The sequence below is a fragment of the Cystobacter fuscus DSM 2262 genome, assembly GCF_000335475.2.
Lineage (GTDB): Bacteria > Myxococcota > Myxococcia > Myxococcales > Myxococcaceae > Cystobacter > Cystobacter fuscus.
This window is the reverse complement of sequence record NZ_ANAH02000064.1, coordinates 226,674-242,750: the sequence shown is the minus strand read 5'-3', so window position 1 is coordinate 242,750 and position 16,077 is coordinate 226,674. Positions and strand designations below refer to the sequence as shown.

The following is a 16,077-nucleotide window of genomic DNA, read 5'->3' as shown; positions in this document are numbered from 1 at the left end:
GCCTACGCCGTCAGCACCAGCTTGACGATCTCCGGGGGGCTGCCCACGCGCATCGGCGGGCCCCAGAAGCCGCAGCCCCGGCTCACGAAGATCCGCGAGTCCCCATGCTGGTACAGCCCCGCCGTGTACTCCCACTCCAGGCCGATGAGGAACGTCATGGGCGGCAGTTGTCCCCCGTGCGTGTGTCCGGAGATCTGCGCGTCGATGCCCCGGGCCGCCGCGACGGGGAAGTTGGCCGGCTGGTGCGCGAGCAGCACCGCGGCCCGGTCGGGATCGCGCCCCTCGAGTGCCTGATCGAGATCATAGCCCCGCCGGTTGAAGCGCTTCCCACCGCTCCAGTCGTCCACGCCGACCAGGTCCAGCGAGCCGCCCGCGTCGCCAATCCGCACATGGCGGTTGCGCAGCGCCTGGATGCCGAGCGACTCGAGGAACGCCACCCACTCCACGTCCCCCGAATAGTAGTCGTGGTTGCCGGTGACGAAGAAGCCGCCGAAGCGCGAGCGCAGGGCGCCGAGCGCCGCGACGTGAGCGCCGAGCGTGGGCACGTCCCCATCCACCAGGTCCCCCGTGATGGCCACGAGGTCCGGCCGCAGCGCGTTGGTGCGGCGCACCAGCTCGTCCATGTACCGCCGCTGGATGAAGGGCCCCACGTGGATGTCCGTGAGCTGCACGATGCTCAGTCCGTCCAGCGCCCGGGGCAGCCGGGGAATCTTCAGCACCACCTCCGTCACCTGGGGCGGAGTGAGCGCCCGCCAGCTCCCGTAGGCGGCCGTCCCTCCTCCCGACACGAGCGCACCACCCGCCACCGTGCGCGCCAGGAAGCGCCGCCGCTCCACGTCCACCGGCGGAGCGCGTGACACCCGCCACCCCACCGTCACCAATCCCCGGCCCAGGTCCAGCACCAGCAACGCGAGCACCACGAACAGCGCCGCGCCCATCCACGCGTACAACACCACCGAGACCGGCTCCTCGAAGCTCTCGGGCAGCACGTCTCGCAGCACGCGCCGCAGCAGCATCAGCAGACCCATGGCGCAGAACAACCCCACGATCCCCCGCCGCAGGGCCGGGCTGGCCACCAGGTGCCGCACCAGGCGGCGGTACAGGTACACGTGCCCCAGCACCGCGCCGAGCAGGATGAGCGTCGAGATGAAGGAGAAGCGGATCACCGGGGGACCCCCTCGGAGGATGTCACGTGCGAAGGAGCCCTGAGGGGTAGCACCCGGCTCACCCCCAGGCCAGCGTGTTCAGATCGAACTGGTACCAACCGGTGCCCACGATGGCGTGGAGGATGGAGACACGGCCCACGACGGTGCCAGTCGAGAGGGACTCGCCCGTGGGCAGACTCACGGTGAACTCGCGGGGCTTCGTGAGCGACTCGGCACCGTCCGTGGAGTAGCAGGCCCAGGCTGGCTCGCTCAGCAGCACCTGTCGCCAAGGCCGCGCGCCCAGCCTGGCGGCGGAATGGACAGGTGGCTTGCTGTCCGAGGTGCCGCCGCGGGAAAGGACCGATCCCGGAGCCGAGCGTGTTACGCAAGAACTCGTCACTGAGCTGGGAGATGGAACCGGTGGGGATTCTCCCCGCACTCCATGGAGCCATCGGTGGCCCGAGAGCGGGTGGACGGTGGCGCAGGCGACGAAGGCAAGGTTTCTCGAGGCGGGGCCCTTTCATCAAGCACTCAAGACGCGGGTCGACACCTATCTCCAGCGGAGTGGACGCGCGCCGCGCGACCTGCCGGGCATGTACGCCAAGACGGCGGCCCTGCTCGCATGGTTCGTGGCCTCCTACGTCTTCCTCGCCTTCGTGGCGGCCGGACCCTGGAGCGCGCTCCTCGGGTGCGTGTCGCTCGGACTGGCGATGGCGGGGATCGGCTTCAGCGTCCAGCACGATGCGAACCACGGAGGCTACTCGGAGCGGCGCCCCCTCAACCAACTGCTCGCGGGCACGCTCGACATGCTCGGCGCCTCCTCCTACGTGTGGAGCTGGAAGCACAACGTCTTCCACCACAGCCACCCCAACGTCGTCGGGCTCGACGCGGACATCGACATCCAGCCCTTCTGCCGGGTCGCTCCGGGCCAGCGCCTGCGCCCGGCCCACCGCTTCCAGCACTTCTACATCTGGATGCTCTACGGACTGCTCACGGTGAAGTGGCAGCTCGTGGATGACTTCGCGAACGTGATCAAGGGCCGGGTCGGACAGCAGAAGATGCCTCGTCCCACCGGGCGCAAGCTGGTGGGCATGCTCGGCGGAAAGCTGTTCTTCTTCGCCTGGGCCCTGGGGGTACCCTCCTTCTTCCATCCCGTGTGGAAGGTCGCGCTCTGCTACGCGCTGACCTCGTTCATCCTCGGGCTCACGCTCGCGACCGTGTTCCAGCTCGCACACTGCGTGGAGGAGGCGGACTTTCCCGAGGTTCCCCAAGGCGGTGGCGGCTCCTTCTCGCGCGAATGGGCCGTGCACCAGGTGGAGACGACCGTCGACTTCGCGCGCGGCAACCGCTGGCTCTGCTGGTACCTCGGCGGGCTCAACTTCCAGGTGGTGCACCACCTGTTCCCCAAGGTGTGCCACCTGCACTACCCGGCGCTCTCACGGATCATCGAACAGACCTGTGTGGAGCACGGCGTGCGCTACCGCACCCAGGACAGCGTGCGCGCCGCGCTGGGCAGCCACGTGCGCTGGCTCAAGCGCATGGGCCAGCCCGCGCAGTTGGCCCGCATCGAGGCCGACGTGGCCTTCACCACCCTGCTGCGACGGCTGCCCGGACTGCGCCTGGACGTCCCGCCCGAGTCAGTGCAATGGCGGGCCAACATGATCCTCCGGGGCCTGCAACGGCTCCCCGTCGCCTTCTGACGGGCGACAGGGCCACGCGAGGATTGGGCGGGCGTGCTCGAGAACACGGGAGGCCGTAAGTCCCCGTGCACACCGGTGCGCCAGGGCATGCACACCCGTGCCACTCAGAACAGGCCGCTCAACCCCAGCACCGCGCCGCTCGGGGTGACGGCCAGCAACGGCTGGAGCCTCCCGCGCGCCGCCCACCGGCGCGGCTCGTGCTGGGACAGCTCGTACCCGACGATGCAGCCCGCCATGCCCAACAGTGGAAGGCTGGCCGTGGCCAGGGGCGAGAGTTCCCCACCCTGACCCGAGGCCCGGATCGCGGCAACCCCCAGCACCATCCCTCCCGCGAGCGTTCCCACCAGGCCGCCCGCGAGCGTGGCGAGCAGAGAGCCATTGCCTCCCACCGCCTCCCCCGCCCACCACACGCCCAGGGGAAAGCCAACCGCCACGCCCACGAGGGCACCCAGGCCGGCGGGAATGAGGCAGATGAGCTTGTCCAGGTCGTCGTTGGCGGAGCCCAGGCAGAGCAGACCGCCCGTGAGCCCACCGGCGAGCCCCAGGGCCGCCGAGGTGACCAGTCCTCCCCCCACCTCCGCGAGGATGCGCACCCCCCGGGGGGCTCCCGAACGCACGGGCTCGCCCGAGTCGTCCTCGTACCCCTCCTCCGTCATCAATCGCCGCGGTGCATCATCCTGGCGCCCGGGAAGCGCGCGCTCCTCGGCCGCGATGGGGGGAGCGGACTCCTGGGCGGCCCGACCCACGCCGGGCAACACGAGCCCCGCGCACAACAGCAACGACACGCACCACCTGTAAATCGGAAGGGTCATGGGCTCCAGCAATGTGCAACGCCCACGCCAGGTGGCCAGCATCATCCCGGATGGAATCGGGCAAGCTGCGCGCATGCGAATGACACCCACCGTCCTCGGACTGCTGCTCTCCCTGTCTCTTCCCGCCCTGGCGCAGGAGCCCACTCCCCTCGAGCTCTCCAAGGTTCCCCAGCAGGGGAAGACACCCCAGGACTTCGTTCCCTCGGGCTGGAAGATCGAGGACACCGTGCGTGGGGACCTCGACAAGAATGGCAGCGAGGACGTCGTCCTCCAGTTGGTCGAAGCGGGGCCAGACAGCGACTCCGAGGGAGCGGCGATCGAGCACGCCCGCGCCCTGCTCGTCCTGCTCACCGACGGCGCGACGCTGCGCCGGGCGGGCGCCTCCAACCAGGTCCTCTATTGCACCACCTGCGCGGGCACGCTGAGCACGCCGGGCGCCGTGGGACAGGTGAAGCTGCAGAAGGGCGTCCTCCTCGTCGAGCAGAACAGCGGCTCGCGGGAGATGACCCACTCGCTGCTGCGCTTCCGCTTCGAGCCCAAGGACAAACGCTTCCTGCTCATCGGCGAGGACATCGAGCACGTCGACCGGGCGACCGGCAGCATCGACAAGACCAGCACCAATCTGCTCACCGGACAACGGATCTCCGAGAAGCTCCAGTTCGACGAGAAGAAGAACAAGAACGTCCCCCTCTCCACCAAGAAGGAGAAGGTGCCCGTGAAGAAGGTGTTCCTGGAGGACGTCAATATCTCCAGGTACTGAACCCGAGTGAGCCTGGCCCGGTTTGTTGGCGCTCCCGCGTTTTACGCGGCGCCCCGGAGAGTGTGCTTCGTCTAGGATGCACGGCCCCCCATGCTTCCAAGGGTTCATGCATGATCGGTCGCACTCTCTTGTTCACCCTCGCTGTTGTTTCAACCATCGGCTGCGGCCCCCCGTCCAGCCCCGGGGCCGACGCCGGGAGCGACATCGACGCGGGCTCCGATAACGACGCGGGAACCGATGGCGGGTCCCCTGGCACGCCTCCCCCCGACTTCTACACGTCCTTCGAGGACGAGCAGCCGCAGCCCACCTGGGTCTCCACGGTCGAACTCGACGCGGCGGGGCAGAAGAAGTCCTCCGGGGTCACCGGAGAGCAGGACACGCGGATCCGCGGCAACATCATGGGTCAGGTGACCGAGGTGACCGCCAACGGCGAAAACCCTCCCGACGAGACCGCGGACCGCGTCGCCGACGGCGAGGTCACCTCGAAGTGGTTGACGTTCACGAAGACGGGCTGGGTGCAGTTCAAGCTCGAGCAACCCGTCGCCGTGAAGCGCTACGCCCTCTCCTCCGCCAACGACGCGCCCGAGCGCGACCCCACCGCCTGGACGCTCGAGGGCTCGCAGGACGGAACGAGCTGGACCGCGCTCGACCAGCGCAGCGGCGAGTCGTTCGCCGCGCGCTTCGAGACCAAAACCTACGAGTTCACCAACACCACCGCCTATCCCTATTACCGGCTCAACGTCACCGCCAACCGCAGCGGCAACATCGTGCAGCTCGCCGAGCTCCAGCTCTCCAATGGTGATGACACGCCGCCGCCGGTGACCGACATGAAGAGCGAGGTCGGCAGCGGCCCGGGCGCCTCGTGGAACTCCAAGATCGGCGCCGGGTTCACCGGCACGCACGCGCTGCGCTTCGCGGGCGCGGTCACGGCGAGCGGCCGCGGCTACTCCTACAACAAGCTCTTCGACGTCGACGTTCGGGTCACGCCGACGACGGAGCTGTCGTATCTGCTCTTCGTCGACTCGGCGACCAACAACCCGAACTACCCGAGCACCTACGCGGCGCTCGACCTCGCCTTCGACGACGGCACCTACCTGAGTGAGCTGAACGCCGTCGACCAGCACCACGCGGTGCTGAGCCCCGCGGGCCAGGGCGCCTCGCGCACGCTCTACCCCAACGAGTGGAACTACAAGGTCTCACGCATCGGTGACGTCGCCGCCGGCAAGACGATCAAGCGCATCCTGATTGGCTACGACCAACCGCAGGGGCCGGTCGCGGGTTTCGGTGGCTGGATCGACGACGTGCGGATCACCGCCACGCCCGTGCACGCGAAGCCCACGCATCTGTCGGACTACGTGACCACCCTGCGCGGCACCCACTCGAGCGGCAGCTACTCGCGCGGCAACAACTTCCCCGCGACGGCCATCCCGCACGGTTTCAACTTCTGGACCCCGGTGACCGACGCGAGCTCGGCGAGCTGGCTCTACGCGTACCACCGCGGCAACAACGCCAACAACCGCCCGGCGCTCCAGGCGCTCTCCCTGAGCCACGAGCCGAGCCCGTGGATGGGTGACCGGCAGAGCTTCCAGGTCTTGCCCTCGGTGGCCAAGAGCGCACCGAACGCCAACCGCGCCTCGCGCGCCCTCGCCTTCCAGCACGAGAACGAGATCGCGCGGCCCTACTACTACGGCGTGAAGTTCGACAACGGCGTCCAGGCCGAGCTCACCCCCACCGACCACGCCGCGCTCTTCCGCTTCACGTTCCCCGGCGACGACGCGAGCCTCATCTTCGACAACGTCAACAACAATGGCGGGCTCACGCTCGACCCCGCGGCGCGCACGATCACGGGCTACTCCGACGCGCGCAGCGGCCTGTCGGTGGGCGCCTCGCGGATGTTCGTCTACGCCACGTTCGACCGGCCGGTGGCCACGAGCGGCATGCTCTCCGGCGGCGGCGGCGCGAACGTGACCGGCTACTTCCGCTTCACCGTCCCGGCGGACGACCGCACCGTGACCATGCGCATCGCCACCTCGCTCATCAGCGTCGAGCAGGCCAGGAAGAACCTCGCGCTCGAGATCGCGGAGGGCGACCGCTTCGAGGACGTGAAGGCACGCGCCCAGAAGCTCTGGGACCAGAAGCTCGGCATCGTCGAGGTCCAGGGCGCCAGTGAGGACCAGCTCACCACGCTCTATTCCAACCTGTACCGGCTGTTCCTCTACCCGAACTCGGGCTTCGAGAACACCGGCACGGCGGCCGAGCCCGTCTACCAGCACGCGAGCCCGGTGACGAACCCGAGCGGCACCAGCACCCCCACGCAGACCGGCGCGAAGATCGTGAGCGGCAAGATCTACGTGAACAACGGCTTCTGGGACACCTACCGGGTGACCTGGCCGGCCTACGCGCTGTTCACGCCGAGCACCGCGGGCGAGCTGATCGACGGCTTCGCGCAGCACTACAGGGAAGGCGGCTGGATCGCGCGCTGGTCCTCGCCCGGCTACGCCGATCTCATGACTGGCACGAGCTCGGATGTGGCCTTCGCCGACGCCTACGTGAAGGGCGTGCGCAACTTCGACGCGGAGGCGATCTACGACGCGGCCGTGCGCAACGCCACGGTCCCGCCGACCAGCAGCGGCGTCGGGCGCAAGGGACTCGAGTCGTCGATCTTCCTCGGCTACACCCCGACCTCCCTCGGCTATGGCCTGTCGTGGGCGATGGCCGGCTATCTGAACGACTTCGGCATCGCGAACATGGCGCGCGCGCTCGCCACGGACACGAACCACCCCCGCCACCAGGAGTTCGCCGAGAGCGCGGAGTACTTCCTCGATCGCGCGCAGCAGTACGTGAACCTGTTCGATCCGTCGATCCAGTTCTTCCAGGGCAGGTCGGCGAACGGCGTGTTCGCGAAGTCCAAGAGCCAGTACGATCCGCGCGTCTGGGGCCACGACTACACCGAGACCAACGGCTGGAACATGGCCTTCGACGCGCCGCACGACGGCCTCGGCCTCGCGGCCCTGTACGGCGGCAGGGCCGGGCTCGGCGCGAAGCTCGACGAGTTCTTCGCCACGCCGGAGACCGCGAGCTTCGGAGGCTCCTACGGCGGAGTCATCCACGAGATGGTCGAGGCGCGTGACGTGCGCATGGGGCAGCTCGGGCTGAGCAACCAGCCCTCGTTCCACATCCCGTACATGTACGTTCACGCCGGTCAGCCGGCGAAGACGCAGGAGAAGGTCCGCGACGCACTCGCGCGTCTCTTCGTCGGCAGCAACATCGGCCAGGGCTACCTCGGCGATGAGGACAATGGCGCGACGTCGGCGTGGCACATCTTCAGCGCGCTCGGCTTCTACCCGCTCGGGGTGGGAAGCGAGAACTACGTCATCGGCTCACCGCTCTTCACCCAGGCCGTCATCCACCTCGAGAACGGCAAGGACATCACCATCAACGCCCCGAACAACGGCCCGAAGAACGTCTACGTGCAGGCGCTGAAGGTCAACGGTCAGGCGCAGACGAAGACCTACCTGACGCACGAGCAGCTCACCGCTGGTATCACGCTCGACTTCGACATGGGCCCCGCCCCTTCCGCGTGGGGCACCGGTGCCGAGGACGCGCCGCCCTCGATCACCACCGGGGGCAACGCCCCGAACCCGTTGCGCGACACCGCGACGGGCGGCACGGCCACGTCGAGCGATGCCACGAACATCAGCAAGCTCTTCGATGACACCTCGGCCACGAACGTGAGCTTCACCGCGGCGAACCCCGTGCTGCAGTACCAGTTCGCCTCGGGCGGGCGGCAGGTCACCTTCTACACGCTGACGTCGGGCACCGGCACGGTCGACCCGACCGGCTGGACGCTGAGCGGCTCGAACGACGGGGTGAACTTCACGACCCTCGACCAGCGCGGCGCCCAGACGTTCCGCTGGCGCACGCAGACGCGCGCCTTCCGGGTCGCGACCCCTGGCAGCTACGCGTACTACCGCCTCGAGCTGACCGGCGCGGCGGGCATGTCGCTCGCCGAGGTCGAGCTGCTCGCCAGACCCTGAGAAACAGCCGTCCGAAGGAGGACTCCACCTCATCGCGTTCACACCGTTGAGCGCGATGAGGTGGAGCGTCCCACCCCTTCCCTCGGCGCACGTCCTCTCGGCTCGACCATCGCGGCGCATGTACACAACCGTGTACTTCACTGGACACGACCCGATCGCCGTCATAAGTAAACCGTCGTGTACATACCCCGAGCCCCCGAGCCCAGGAAGCCGACGCGCCCGCGTGATGCCGAGCGCACGCGCACCGCGATCCTCGATGCCGCGCAGACGCTGTTCGCCACGCGAGGCTTCGCCAACACCGGCGTGCGCGAGGTGGCGGAGTTGGCCGGGGTGAATTCCTCGCTCGTCGGCCGCTACTTCGGCTCGAAGGAAGGGCTATTCCGGGCGACGTTGGACCGGGCGCTCTACATCACCCCGCTGCTGCATGGAGACAGGCGCCGCTTCGGCGTGGACGTGGTGGCGCTCTTCTTCGACACGCGGGAGCTGCCAGGCCCCATGGCGATGATGATCCTCTCGGCGGCGGACCCCGAGGCACACGCGGCGAGCGTCGAGCTGATGCAGACGAAGGTGATCGCGCCGTTGGCCAGGTGGCTGGGGCCGCCGGACGAAGAGGGGCGCGCGGCGCGGCTCAACATCCTCTGGGGCGGCTTCCTCACCAGTTGGAAGCTGCTGCCCATCCAGCCGCTCGCCAAGGCGCGCATCGCCTCCACCCGCCGCTGGCTGGAGGCCACGACCCAGGCGATCGTCGACGAAGGCTCGGCCTGAGCGCGGCCCCGTGCACCGGGGAGGCTGGCCCGGGCAGGTGCATGCGGGGGCACCTGCTGGCGCCCCTCACGAGAGGCGAGGCATCGAACCGGTCGGAGGAGACACGGATGTGGCCGGGGACTCTTCCTCCCGCGCCAGAGGCAACTCGACGGTGAAGGTGGCGCCCTGCCCGGGAGCGCTGGACGCGATGATGCCGCCACCGCTCGATTCGACAATCTTCCGGGTGATGTAGAGCCCCAGCCCCAGGCCGCCATAGTGCCTGCCGGACACCGCCCGCTCGAAGCGGTGGAAGATGCGCTCGAGCGCCGCGCTGGGGATGCCAATGCCCTCGTCGCGGACCGTCAGCAGCGCGCGTCCCTCCAGCGGCTCGAGCCGCACGCGGATGGGCTTGCCCGCCCCGTACTTGAGGGCGTTGGACAGCAGGTTGTCGAGCACCTGCTCGAACCGGAAGGGATCCACCCAGGCCGTGAGCGGCTGGGGAGCCTCCAGCTCGAGGGTATACCCGGCGCGGGCAGCCTCTGGCTCGAAGCGCCGCACGACTTCCCGGAGCAGCGCCGCGAGCTCCACCTTCTCGGGGTGCAACTCCAACCGTCCCGCGCCAATGCGCGACACATCGAGCAGGTCGTCCACCAACTCCACGAGCTTCTTCACCTGGCGCTGCGCCATCTCGATGTGGCCCAGGGCGCGCTCGGGAGAGGAGGAAGCAGAGGCCCCCGACAGCTCGCGCCGGAGCGCTTGCAGCTTGAGGCTCAGCGGCGTGAGCGGCGTCTTGAGTTCGTGGCTGGCCACCGAGAGGAACTCGTCCCGGATGGCCACCGCCTGCTCCGCGCGCGCCAGGCTCTGGCGCAGCCGGAGAGCATCCACCCACATCATCCGCAGCATCAGCCCCACGCTCGCCATCTCCGCCAGGGCGATCACCCAGCGCTGGAGCGCTGGCGGGGGTTGCTCGACGAGCGGCGGCAGGAGGACATCCACCCCCACCACCCAGACGACGACGCCGAAGGCGGCGAACATGTAGCGGGCGAGCGCGGGCCGCTCGGCATAGGGCTGCACCAGCACGACCCCGGCGATGGCCATCACCACCAGGGCGGCGAACAGGAAGTGCACGAAGATCGCTCCGAGGGCCACCATCACCAGCAGCGCGTAGCCACTCAGGAGAGCCGCGCGCTCCGATTGCCCTCGGGCCACCAACCGCCGGGAGCGCGCGAGCGCCAGCGTATACACCAGCACCGCCCCCGTTCCGCCCACCAGGGACACGCTGCGCAGCACCACCGCGAAGACGGCGTAGAGCAGGAGGAAGCCCACCGCGATGGGCCACATGAACTGGAGGAACTGTCCGAGCCGCAGGTGCTTCAGCTCTTCTTCGGAGAACTCAGGAATCCGGGATGGGCTCGTCATTCGGCACCGCTCGGGCGACGCAATCACGAATGCCCGCCCCTGTCACCGAGGCCCCCGGGACGATGGTTGATTGATGGATGAACGGGGATACACCCACGCATCAGGCGGAGGCCCAGGTCGCCCAGCGAGCCAGTGGGCGAGGACCCGAGTCATCCGCTCCCGCCCCAGCGAGCCGCTGACGGCTCGTCCCACCCGGTGGTTCATCCGGGTTTCACGAGGACCCCTGCCTGACGCGGTACTCGAGCAGGGCCGCAGAGGGATGGATGCCCTCGCGGAGATCCGGAGCGGGCTCGGGTGGAAGCGTCAGGAGGCGCAACGGGAGCACCCCCGCCCAACACTCCAGTGGCAGATCCTCGTCATCGTCGCGAGGCGGTCCGGTGCGAACCTTCGCCGAGGCCTCGTCCAGGGGCAGCCGCAGCACGGACGTCGCCTTCCTCTCCTGGGCGTTGGGTGGGCGCACCTCGGCCCAGCGGCCGCGCAGGGCGTGATCCGTGAGGGCCTCGAGCGCCCGCGTCTTCTCCTCGTCGTCCGTCACCAGCACCGCCGTGCCGAGTGCCACCACGGAGCGGTAGTTCGCGCTGTGGTGGAACGCGGAGCGCGCGAGGACGAGGCCATCCAGCAACGTCACCGTGAGGCAGACCGGTACGCCCTGGGCGAGTTGCCGGGCCAGCCGGCTCACCGAGGCGCCATGAAGGTACAGGTGCCGTCCGATGCGGCCGTAGATCATGGGAATGACATACGGCTGGCCCTCCACCGCCACCCCCACGTGGGCCACCAGGCCCTCATCGAGGATGGAGTGGATGACGGCCTCCTCGTAGGAGGCGCGCTGCGGGAGCCGGCGGACGGTGCCGCGTTCACTGGGAGGCGGTGTGTTCATGCACCCTTTCATCACTCCGAACTGGTCCGTCCAACAGGCCCAGTTCCTCCAATTCCCATGGACCAGTGCCCGCCGCCTGGTACAGGCTCTTCCCCATGAAGGGCTGGGACCTGACGCTCGACCTCCATGCGCCGTCACCGACTCCCCTCTTCGTGCGCATCGCCCGCGCACTGGAAGAGGACATCCGCCGCGGCCGGCTCCCGCCCGGCGCGTCGCTGCCCGGGAGCCGTACCCTCGCCAAGTCCCTGGGCGTGCACCGCAACACGGTGCTCGCCGCCTACCAGGAGCTGGCGACGCAGGGCTGGGTCACCACCTCGGCGGCGCGAGCCACCTCCGTTTCTCCCACGCTGCCGGACGTGCCCGCCCGCGCTACGACTGGCGCCCCCCGTGCGGCCATGCCCTCTCGGGTGGGCTTCTCCCTCCCCGCCTCCTCCCCCCTTCGCCGCGAGCGCCTCGAGTCCCCGCGCGGCGCGCTCGTCATGGTGGGAGGTGAGCCCGACGTCCGGCTCCTGCCCTCCTCCGCCCTCGCGCGCGCCTACCGCCGGGCGTTGAAGATCGGTGGCAAGCGGCTGCTCGGCTACGGCGACGCGCGCGGTCACCCGCGCCTGCGCGCCGCGCTCGCCGAGATGCTCTCCTCCCTGCGCGGGCTCGCCGTCCACGCGGACGAGCTCGTCATCACCCGGGGCAGTCAGGGGGCGTTGGATCTCGTGGCTCGCACCCTCTTGCGCCCCGGGGACACCGTGGCGGTGGAGGCCATTGGCTACCGTCCCGCCTGGCACGCGCTCCAGCTCGCCGGAGCCCGCCTCGCGCCCGTCCCGGTGGATGGCGAGGGACTGCGCGTGGAGGCGCTCGAGACGCTCTCCCGGCGCACGCCGGTGCGCGCGGTGTACCTCACCCCCCACCACCACTACCCCACCACCGTGACGCTCTCCCCGGCGCGGCGGCTCGCGTTGATGGCGTGGGCGCGCGCCCACCGCGTGGCCCTCATCGAGGACGATTACGATCACGAGTTCCACTACGACGGCCACCCCGTGCTGCCGTTGGCGAGCGCGGATCGGGACGGGCTGGTGCTGTACGTGGGCACGCTGTCCAAGGTGCTGGCGCCCGGTTTGCGCCTGGGTTTCCTCGCCGCGCCACGCCCCTTCCTGGAGCACGCCCTCGGGGTGCGCGAGGCGGTGGACCGGCAGGGAGACTTCGCCGTGGAGCTGGCCGTGGCCGAGATGTTGGAGGAGGGCGAGGTGCAGCGCCACGTGCGCAAGCTCCGAGGCGTCTACCGGGACCGGCGCGATGCCCTGGTGGGGGCGCTCGAGCGGGAGCTGGCGGGGGCGCTCACCGTTTCGCCACCCGCGGGGGGAATGGCCCTGTGGGCACCGTGTGCGCCGGACGTGGATGCCGACGCCTGGGCCCGCGCGGGACGGGAGGCAGGCGTGGTCTTCACCCCGGGGAGCACCTACAGCTTCGACGGGCGCCCCGTGCCCGCCGTGCGGCTGGGCTTCGCGGCCCTGAAGGAGTCCGAACTCGTGGAGGCCGTGCGGCGCATGGTGCGCGCGCGGACGCGCCCGTAAGACTTCTGTATGTGTTCACGCTCAGCCGCGTGGGCTGGAGATGAGCCGACGCAAATCGCCTGTGAGGCCACGCGCCAAGGCCCCGAGAAGAACGCCCGGCGGGGCCCACGCCTCCGGGTCGATCCGGCGCGCGAGCAGAAGAGAGAAGCGCCGCATGTACTCGCTGTCGGTCATCGTCCACCGGAGCACGCTCCGAGCCGCCCAGGAGGGCAGCTCGGTGTAGATCTCCCGCTTCACCCGATCGAGCGTGGCGTGGAACATGGAGCGGGTGGCCGAGAGCGCTTCCCGTTCGTAGCGCTCGATGGCTTGTTCCCAGCTGATGGCTCCCTGCTTCCAGTCGACCAGCGCGGCCGCGAGCAGCTTGCTCTCGAGCAGGGCGTCATAGATGCCCTGCGCATCGATGGAGTCTTTCTGGTGGAAGGCGTCACCGACGAGCACCCAGCCGGGACCACCCGCCTGACGGTACAGGTTTCCCATCCGCTTGATGCCGCGGATGGAAGACACCTGGGTGGCGTGGGCCAGGCGCCGCCAGAGCGCGGGATAGCGGCGGAGACCCTCGAGGTAATAGGTCTGGGCATCACCGGTGACATTGAAGCGGTCCGAGCGCCCCTGGAAGACGACGCCGGCACGGCCCTGGGTGGTCGGCATGACGATCATGCAGAACCCGTCCCCCTCGGTGTGGATCTGGATGCCGGTGGGATCCGCGTCGTAGGGCGCGTATCCGGACCAATAGGCATACAGCGCCGAGGTATCGACATCCGTGCGCTGCTCGGTGACGCGCGCACCGGCCTGGCGCGCGACCAGGCTGTAGCGCCCATCGGCGCCGACGACACAGCGGCCCTCGACCACCTGCTCCACGCCGTCCTCGAGGCGGAGCTTGACCCCGGAGACCCGCCCGGAGGTGTCGCGCTCGAGCGAGAGGACATGGGCGCCCTCGAGCCGCGTGACGGAGTCGAAACGGGCGAGGTGGTTCCAAAGGCAGCCGTCGAGGCGTTCACGATCGACGGTGTAGATGTAATCGCGGCCACCCACCTCGGAGACGGCGTAGTGGGCGCGGAAGTAGTCCTTGTACTCGACGAAGAAGTGGCGCAGGCGCGGCGCGTCGTGTGCGTACTCGGACTCGGGGACCGCGAGTTCGTCGAGCAGACTCATGGAGCTGTTCATGAGGAACGGCACCGAGACGGGCGGCGCGCTGGGGAAGTTCGCCCGATCGATGATCAGGACGCGCATGCCCTGGCGGCCCAGACGCATGGCGAGGCTGGCTCCCGCGGGTCGTCCGCCGACGATGATGGCGTCATAGGTCTCTGGGGTGGGTCGCATGGTGCTCATGGAGGCTCCTGGTGTGCCGAGCATGGGTTCGCGCGACCTGGACTGTCAAAGCGATCCGCGCGGCACGGTGCGCCAGTCGCTCAGGCCGGGGGGCTCATGGGCCGAGCGTGCCACGTATCCCCTGCCAGTCACCTCCCCTTCCCGAGTTCCTTCCTTGCCGCGGCCCCAGGCGCTACGCTCGCCTCGCTCCAAAGGGCCTCGACTCCCTCGAAGAATGAACGCTCCCTATCCACGCATCCGTCATCGCGGCACTGCGCTCATTCGCCGGAGGCTCTCCGAGGAAGCTCCGCCTCGTGGGAGGAGAGAACTTCTCGCGCGAGACGTGGTGCACCTCGCCTTCTACCTCCCGCACGATCATCCGGACATCGCATCTGGAGTGAATCATGCGGTCGAGAGCTATCTGCGTGCAGTCGGGCAGGGTCCCGGAACGCTCCATCATGCCGTCATCAATGACGACGAAGGCGACGCACTCACCGAGGAGCGCTGGAGCTACATCCGCGAACTTCTCCTTCCCGAACGACCGTTCCGCTTCATCGAGGAGTTGGACGAGGCGACTGCTCGCCGGCTGGAAAAGAGGGGCTACGCCACTCAACTGCTTCTGGATGGAGGATTGCGTGGTCGCAACGGCTACCAACTTTGGTACCAAGCCCGCCTTCCCTGGCGTATCCCCTCGCCAGACTCCGTGAGCCTCCTCACCGCGACGCTCCCCACCGAGTACCTGGAGTCGCATGGCCCCATGAAGGTGCGCGAACTGGCCCTGGACATGGCGTCTCAGCTTCGATTCGCCTCGGGTCACGTGGGCCTTGCTCTCCACTTCTACTGGATGCTGAGTGCCATGGACGAACCCCTCCGCGCCGAACTCGCCCGATACCCGGGGATTGATCTGCGCACGGCCTGGCTTCCTCCGACGCGTCTCGGCACCCGAGTCGATGGCGTCCATTGGCTCAATTTCCTCGCGCAGCCCGTGCTCGGCCAGCTCGGTGGAGCCGCTGCCCTTCGTTCCCGCCTCCATGCTCCGGAAACGACCGTGCACGAACTCGATGGGGAGCGCGTCATTGTCTCTCTGGGCGAGCGCCCCGAGGCGGGAGACCTGTCCATCGGACAGACCCTTCCCGCGTACCGCGACCTCGCGCGACTGCTGGAGCCCTGGCTCGAGCCCCTGAGCTTGTCGGAAAGGACCTTGTCCGATAAGCCGCCGCGTTACTCCGACATGCGCTTTACCGCAGACGAGGCACGTCGCTGGTGGAGGCGATTACTGGACTGAACGAGAAGCATCGGTAGTCGCCAGACTTCGCGCGGTTGAGCAGCGATTGGAGGTTTGTTTGAAGAACCACCAGGACTCAGGGGGAGGCCGACAGGGGAACGCTGTGGGCGAGAACCATCCGCCATCGTCCTCCGCGTCTGAGAGCGATATCCGTGAAGGTGCCTACATCGTCCACGATCGTGCCGTCCTCCAACCGCACCCGGGCGTGCTGCCGGCCCGTGAGGACTCCGACGTCTCCGTAGACATGGACTCGCAGGTCATCGGACTCGACGGACAGGATGGTGCCAGGAATGGCGAGGATGTCCTCTCGGTCGGCCATTCTACCCAGACGAGAAGCCAGGCCCAGGGCTCCTGCCTCGCCGATGTCACCCCGAAGTGACGTAGTCTTCACCCCCAGATACGTCCGCTTCGACACTCCAGCCCCC

13 protein-coding genes are annotated in these 16,077 nt (G+C 68.8%); 6 read left to right on the top strand and 7 right to left on the bottom strand.

Going from position 1 to position 16,077, the window contains the following annotated elements; genetic code table 11:
• Positions 1 to 2: 2 nt before the first annotated feature.
• Positions 3 to 1,166, bottom strand: a complete 1,164-nt coding sequence (locus D187_RS38285) for a metallophosphoesterase (protein ID WP_002630363.1) — start codon at positions 1,164 to 1,166, stop codon at positions 3 to 5.
• Positions 1,167 to 1,224: 58 nt separating this feature from the next.
• Entirely contained in the window at positions 1,225 to 1,425 is a 201-nt protein-coding gene (locus D187_RS38280; RefSeq protein ID WP_002630362.1) for a hypothetical protein, read from the bottom strand.
• A 196-nt stretch (positions 1,426 to 1,621) separates the two neighbouring features.
• On the opposite strand from D187_RS38280, the gene D187_RS38275 reads away from it, so the two are divergent.
• Positions 1,622 to 2,845: a fatty acid desaturase family protein gene (locus tag D187_RS38275; RefSeq protein WP_155893888.1), complete on the top strand. Its 1,224-nt coding sequence runs from the start codon at positions 1,622 to 1,624 to the stop codon at positions 2,843 to 2,845.
• Positions 2,846 to 2,949: 104 nt separating this feature from the next.
• Here the strand turns inward: D187_RS38275 and D187_RS51015 are convergent, their stop codons facing one another.
• A complete protein-coding gene (locus D187_RS51015; RefSeq protein ID WP_155893887.1) occupies positions 2,950 to 3,657 on the bottom strand; it encodes a hypothetical protein in 708 nt (235 codons plus the stop codon).
• Positions 3,658 to 3,730: 73 nt separating this feature from the next.
• On the opposite strand from D187_RS51015, the gene D187_RS38265 reads away from it, so the two are divergent.
• From D187_RS38265 to D187_RS38255, 3 genes are all read left to right on the top strand, one after another.
• Entirely contained in the window at positions 3,731 to 4,417 is a 687-nt protein-coding gene (locus D187_RS38265) for a hypothetical protein (protein WP_155893886.1), read from the top strand.
• Positions 4,418 to 4,527: 110 nt separating this feature from the next.
• Positions 4,528 to 8,454 carry a GH92 family glycosyl hydrolase gene (locus D187_RS38260; RefSeq protein ID WP_020918550.1) on the top strand — a complete coding sequence of 1,309 codons (3,927 nt, stop codon included), beginning with the start codon at positions 4,528 to 4,530 and terminating at the stop codon, positions 8,452 to 8,454.
• A 177-nt stretch (positions 8,455 to 8,631) separates the two neighbouring features.
• Positions 8,632 to 9,219: a TetR/AcrR family transcriptional regulator gene (locus D187_RS38255; RefSeq protein ID WP_002630357.1), complete on the top strand. Its 588-nt coding sequence runs from the start codon at positions 8,632 to 8,634 to the stop codon at positions 9,217 to 9,219.
• Positions 9,220 to 9,285: 66 nt separating this feature from the next.
• Here the strand turns inward: D187_RS38255 and D187_RS51010 are convergent, their stop codons facing one another.
• Together D187_RS51010 and D187_RS38245 are read right to left on the bottom strand one after the other, a co-directional pair.
• Complete coding sequence (locus tag D187_RS51010) at positions 9,286 to 10,617, bottom strand: sensor histidine kinase (RefSeq protein ID WP_002630356.1); 1,332 nt, start codon at positions 10,615 to 10,617, stop codon at positions 9,286 to 9,288.
• A 211-nt stretch (positions 10,618 to 10,828) separates the two neighbouring features.
• A complete protein-coding gene (locus tag D187_RS38245; protein ID WP_002630355.1) occupies positions 10,829 to 11,494 on the bottom strand; it encodes a pyridoxamine 5'-phosphate oxidase family protein in 666 nt (221 codons plus the stop codon).
• A gap of 95 nt (positions 11,495 to 11,589) precedes the next feature.
• Between D187_RS38245 and pdxR the strand changes: the two genes are divergently transcribed.
• On the top strand, positions 11,590 to 13,059 hold the full coding sequence (pdxR, locus tag D187_RS38240) for a MocR-like pyridoxine biosynthesis transcription factor PdxR (protein WP_002630354.1): 1,470 nt from the start codon (positions 11,590 to 11,592) through the stop codon (positions 13,057 to 13,059).
• 21 nt (positions 13,060 to 13,080) lie between these two features.
• Here the strand turns inward: pdxR and D187_RS38235 are convergent, their stop codons facing one another.
• Positions 13,081 to 14,388 (bottom strand): NAD(P)/FAD-dependent oxidoreductase, encoded by a 1,308-nt coding sequence (locus tag D187_RS38235; protein WP_002630353.1) that lies wholly within the window; start codon positions 14,386 to 14,388, stop codon positions 13,081 to 13,083.
• A 325-nt stretch (positions 14,389 to 14,713) separates the two neighbouring features.
• Here D187_RS38235 and D187_RS51005 point away from each other — a divergent pair, with 325 nt between their 5' ends.
• Positions 14,714 to 15,652: a type VI immunity family protein gene (locus tag D187_RS51005; RefSeq protein WP_002630352.1), complete on the top strand. Its 939-nt coding sequence runs from the start codon at positions 14,714 to 14,716 to the stop codon at positions 15,650 to 15,652.
• A gap of 76 nt (positions 15,653 to 15,728) precedes the next feature.
• On the opposite strand, the gene D187_RS38225 is transcribed toward D187_RS51005, so the two are convergent.
• On the bottom strand, positions 15,729 to 15,971 hold the full coding sequence (locus D187_RS38225; protein ID WP_002630351.1) for a YybH family protein: 243 nt from the start codon (positions 15,969 to 15,971) through the stop codon (positions 15,729 to 15,731).
• Between the last annotated feature and the right edge of the window lie 106 nt (positions 15,972 to 16,077).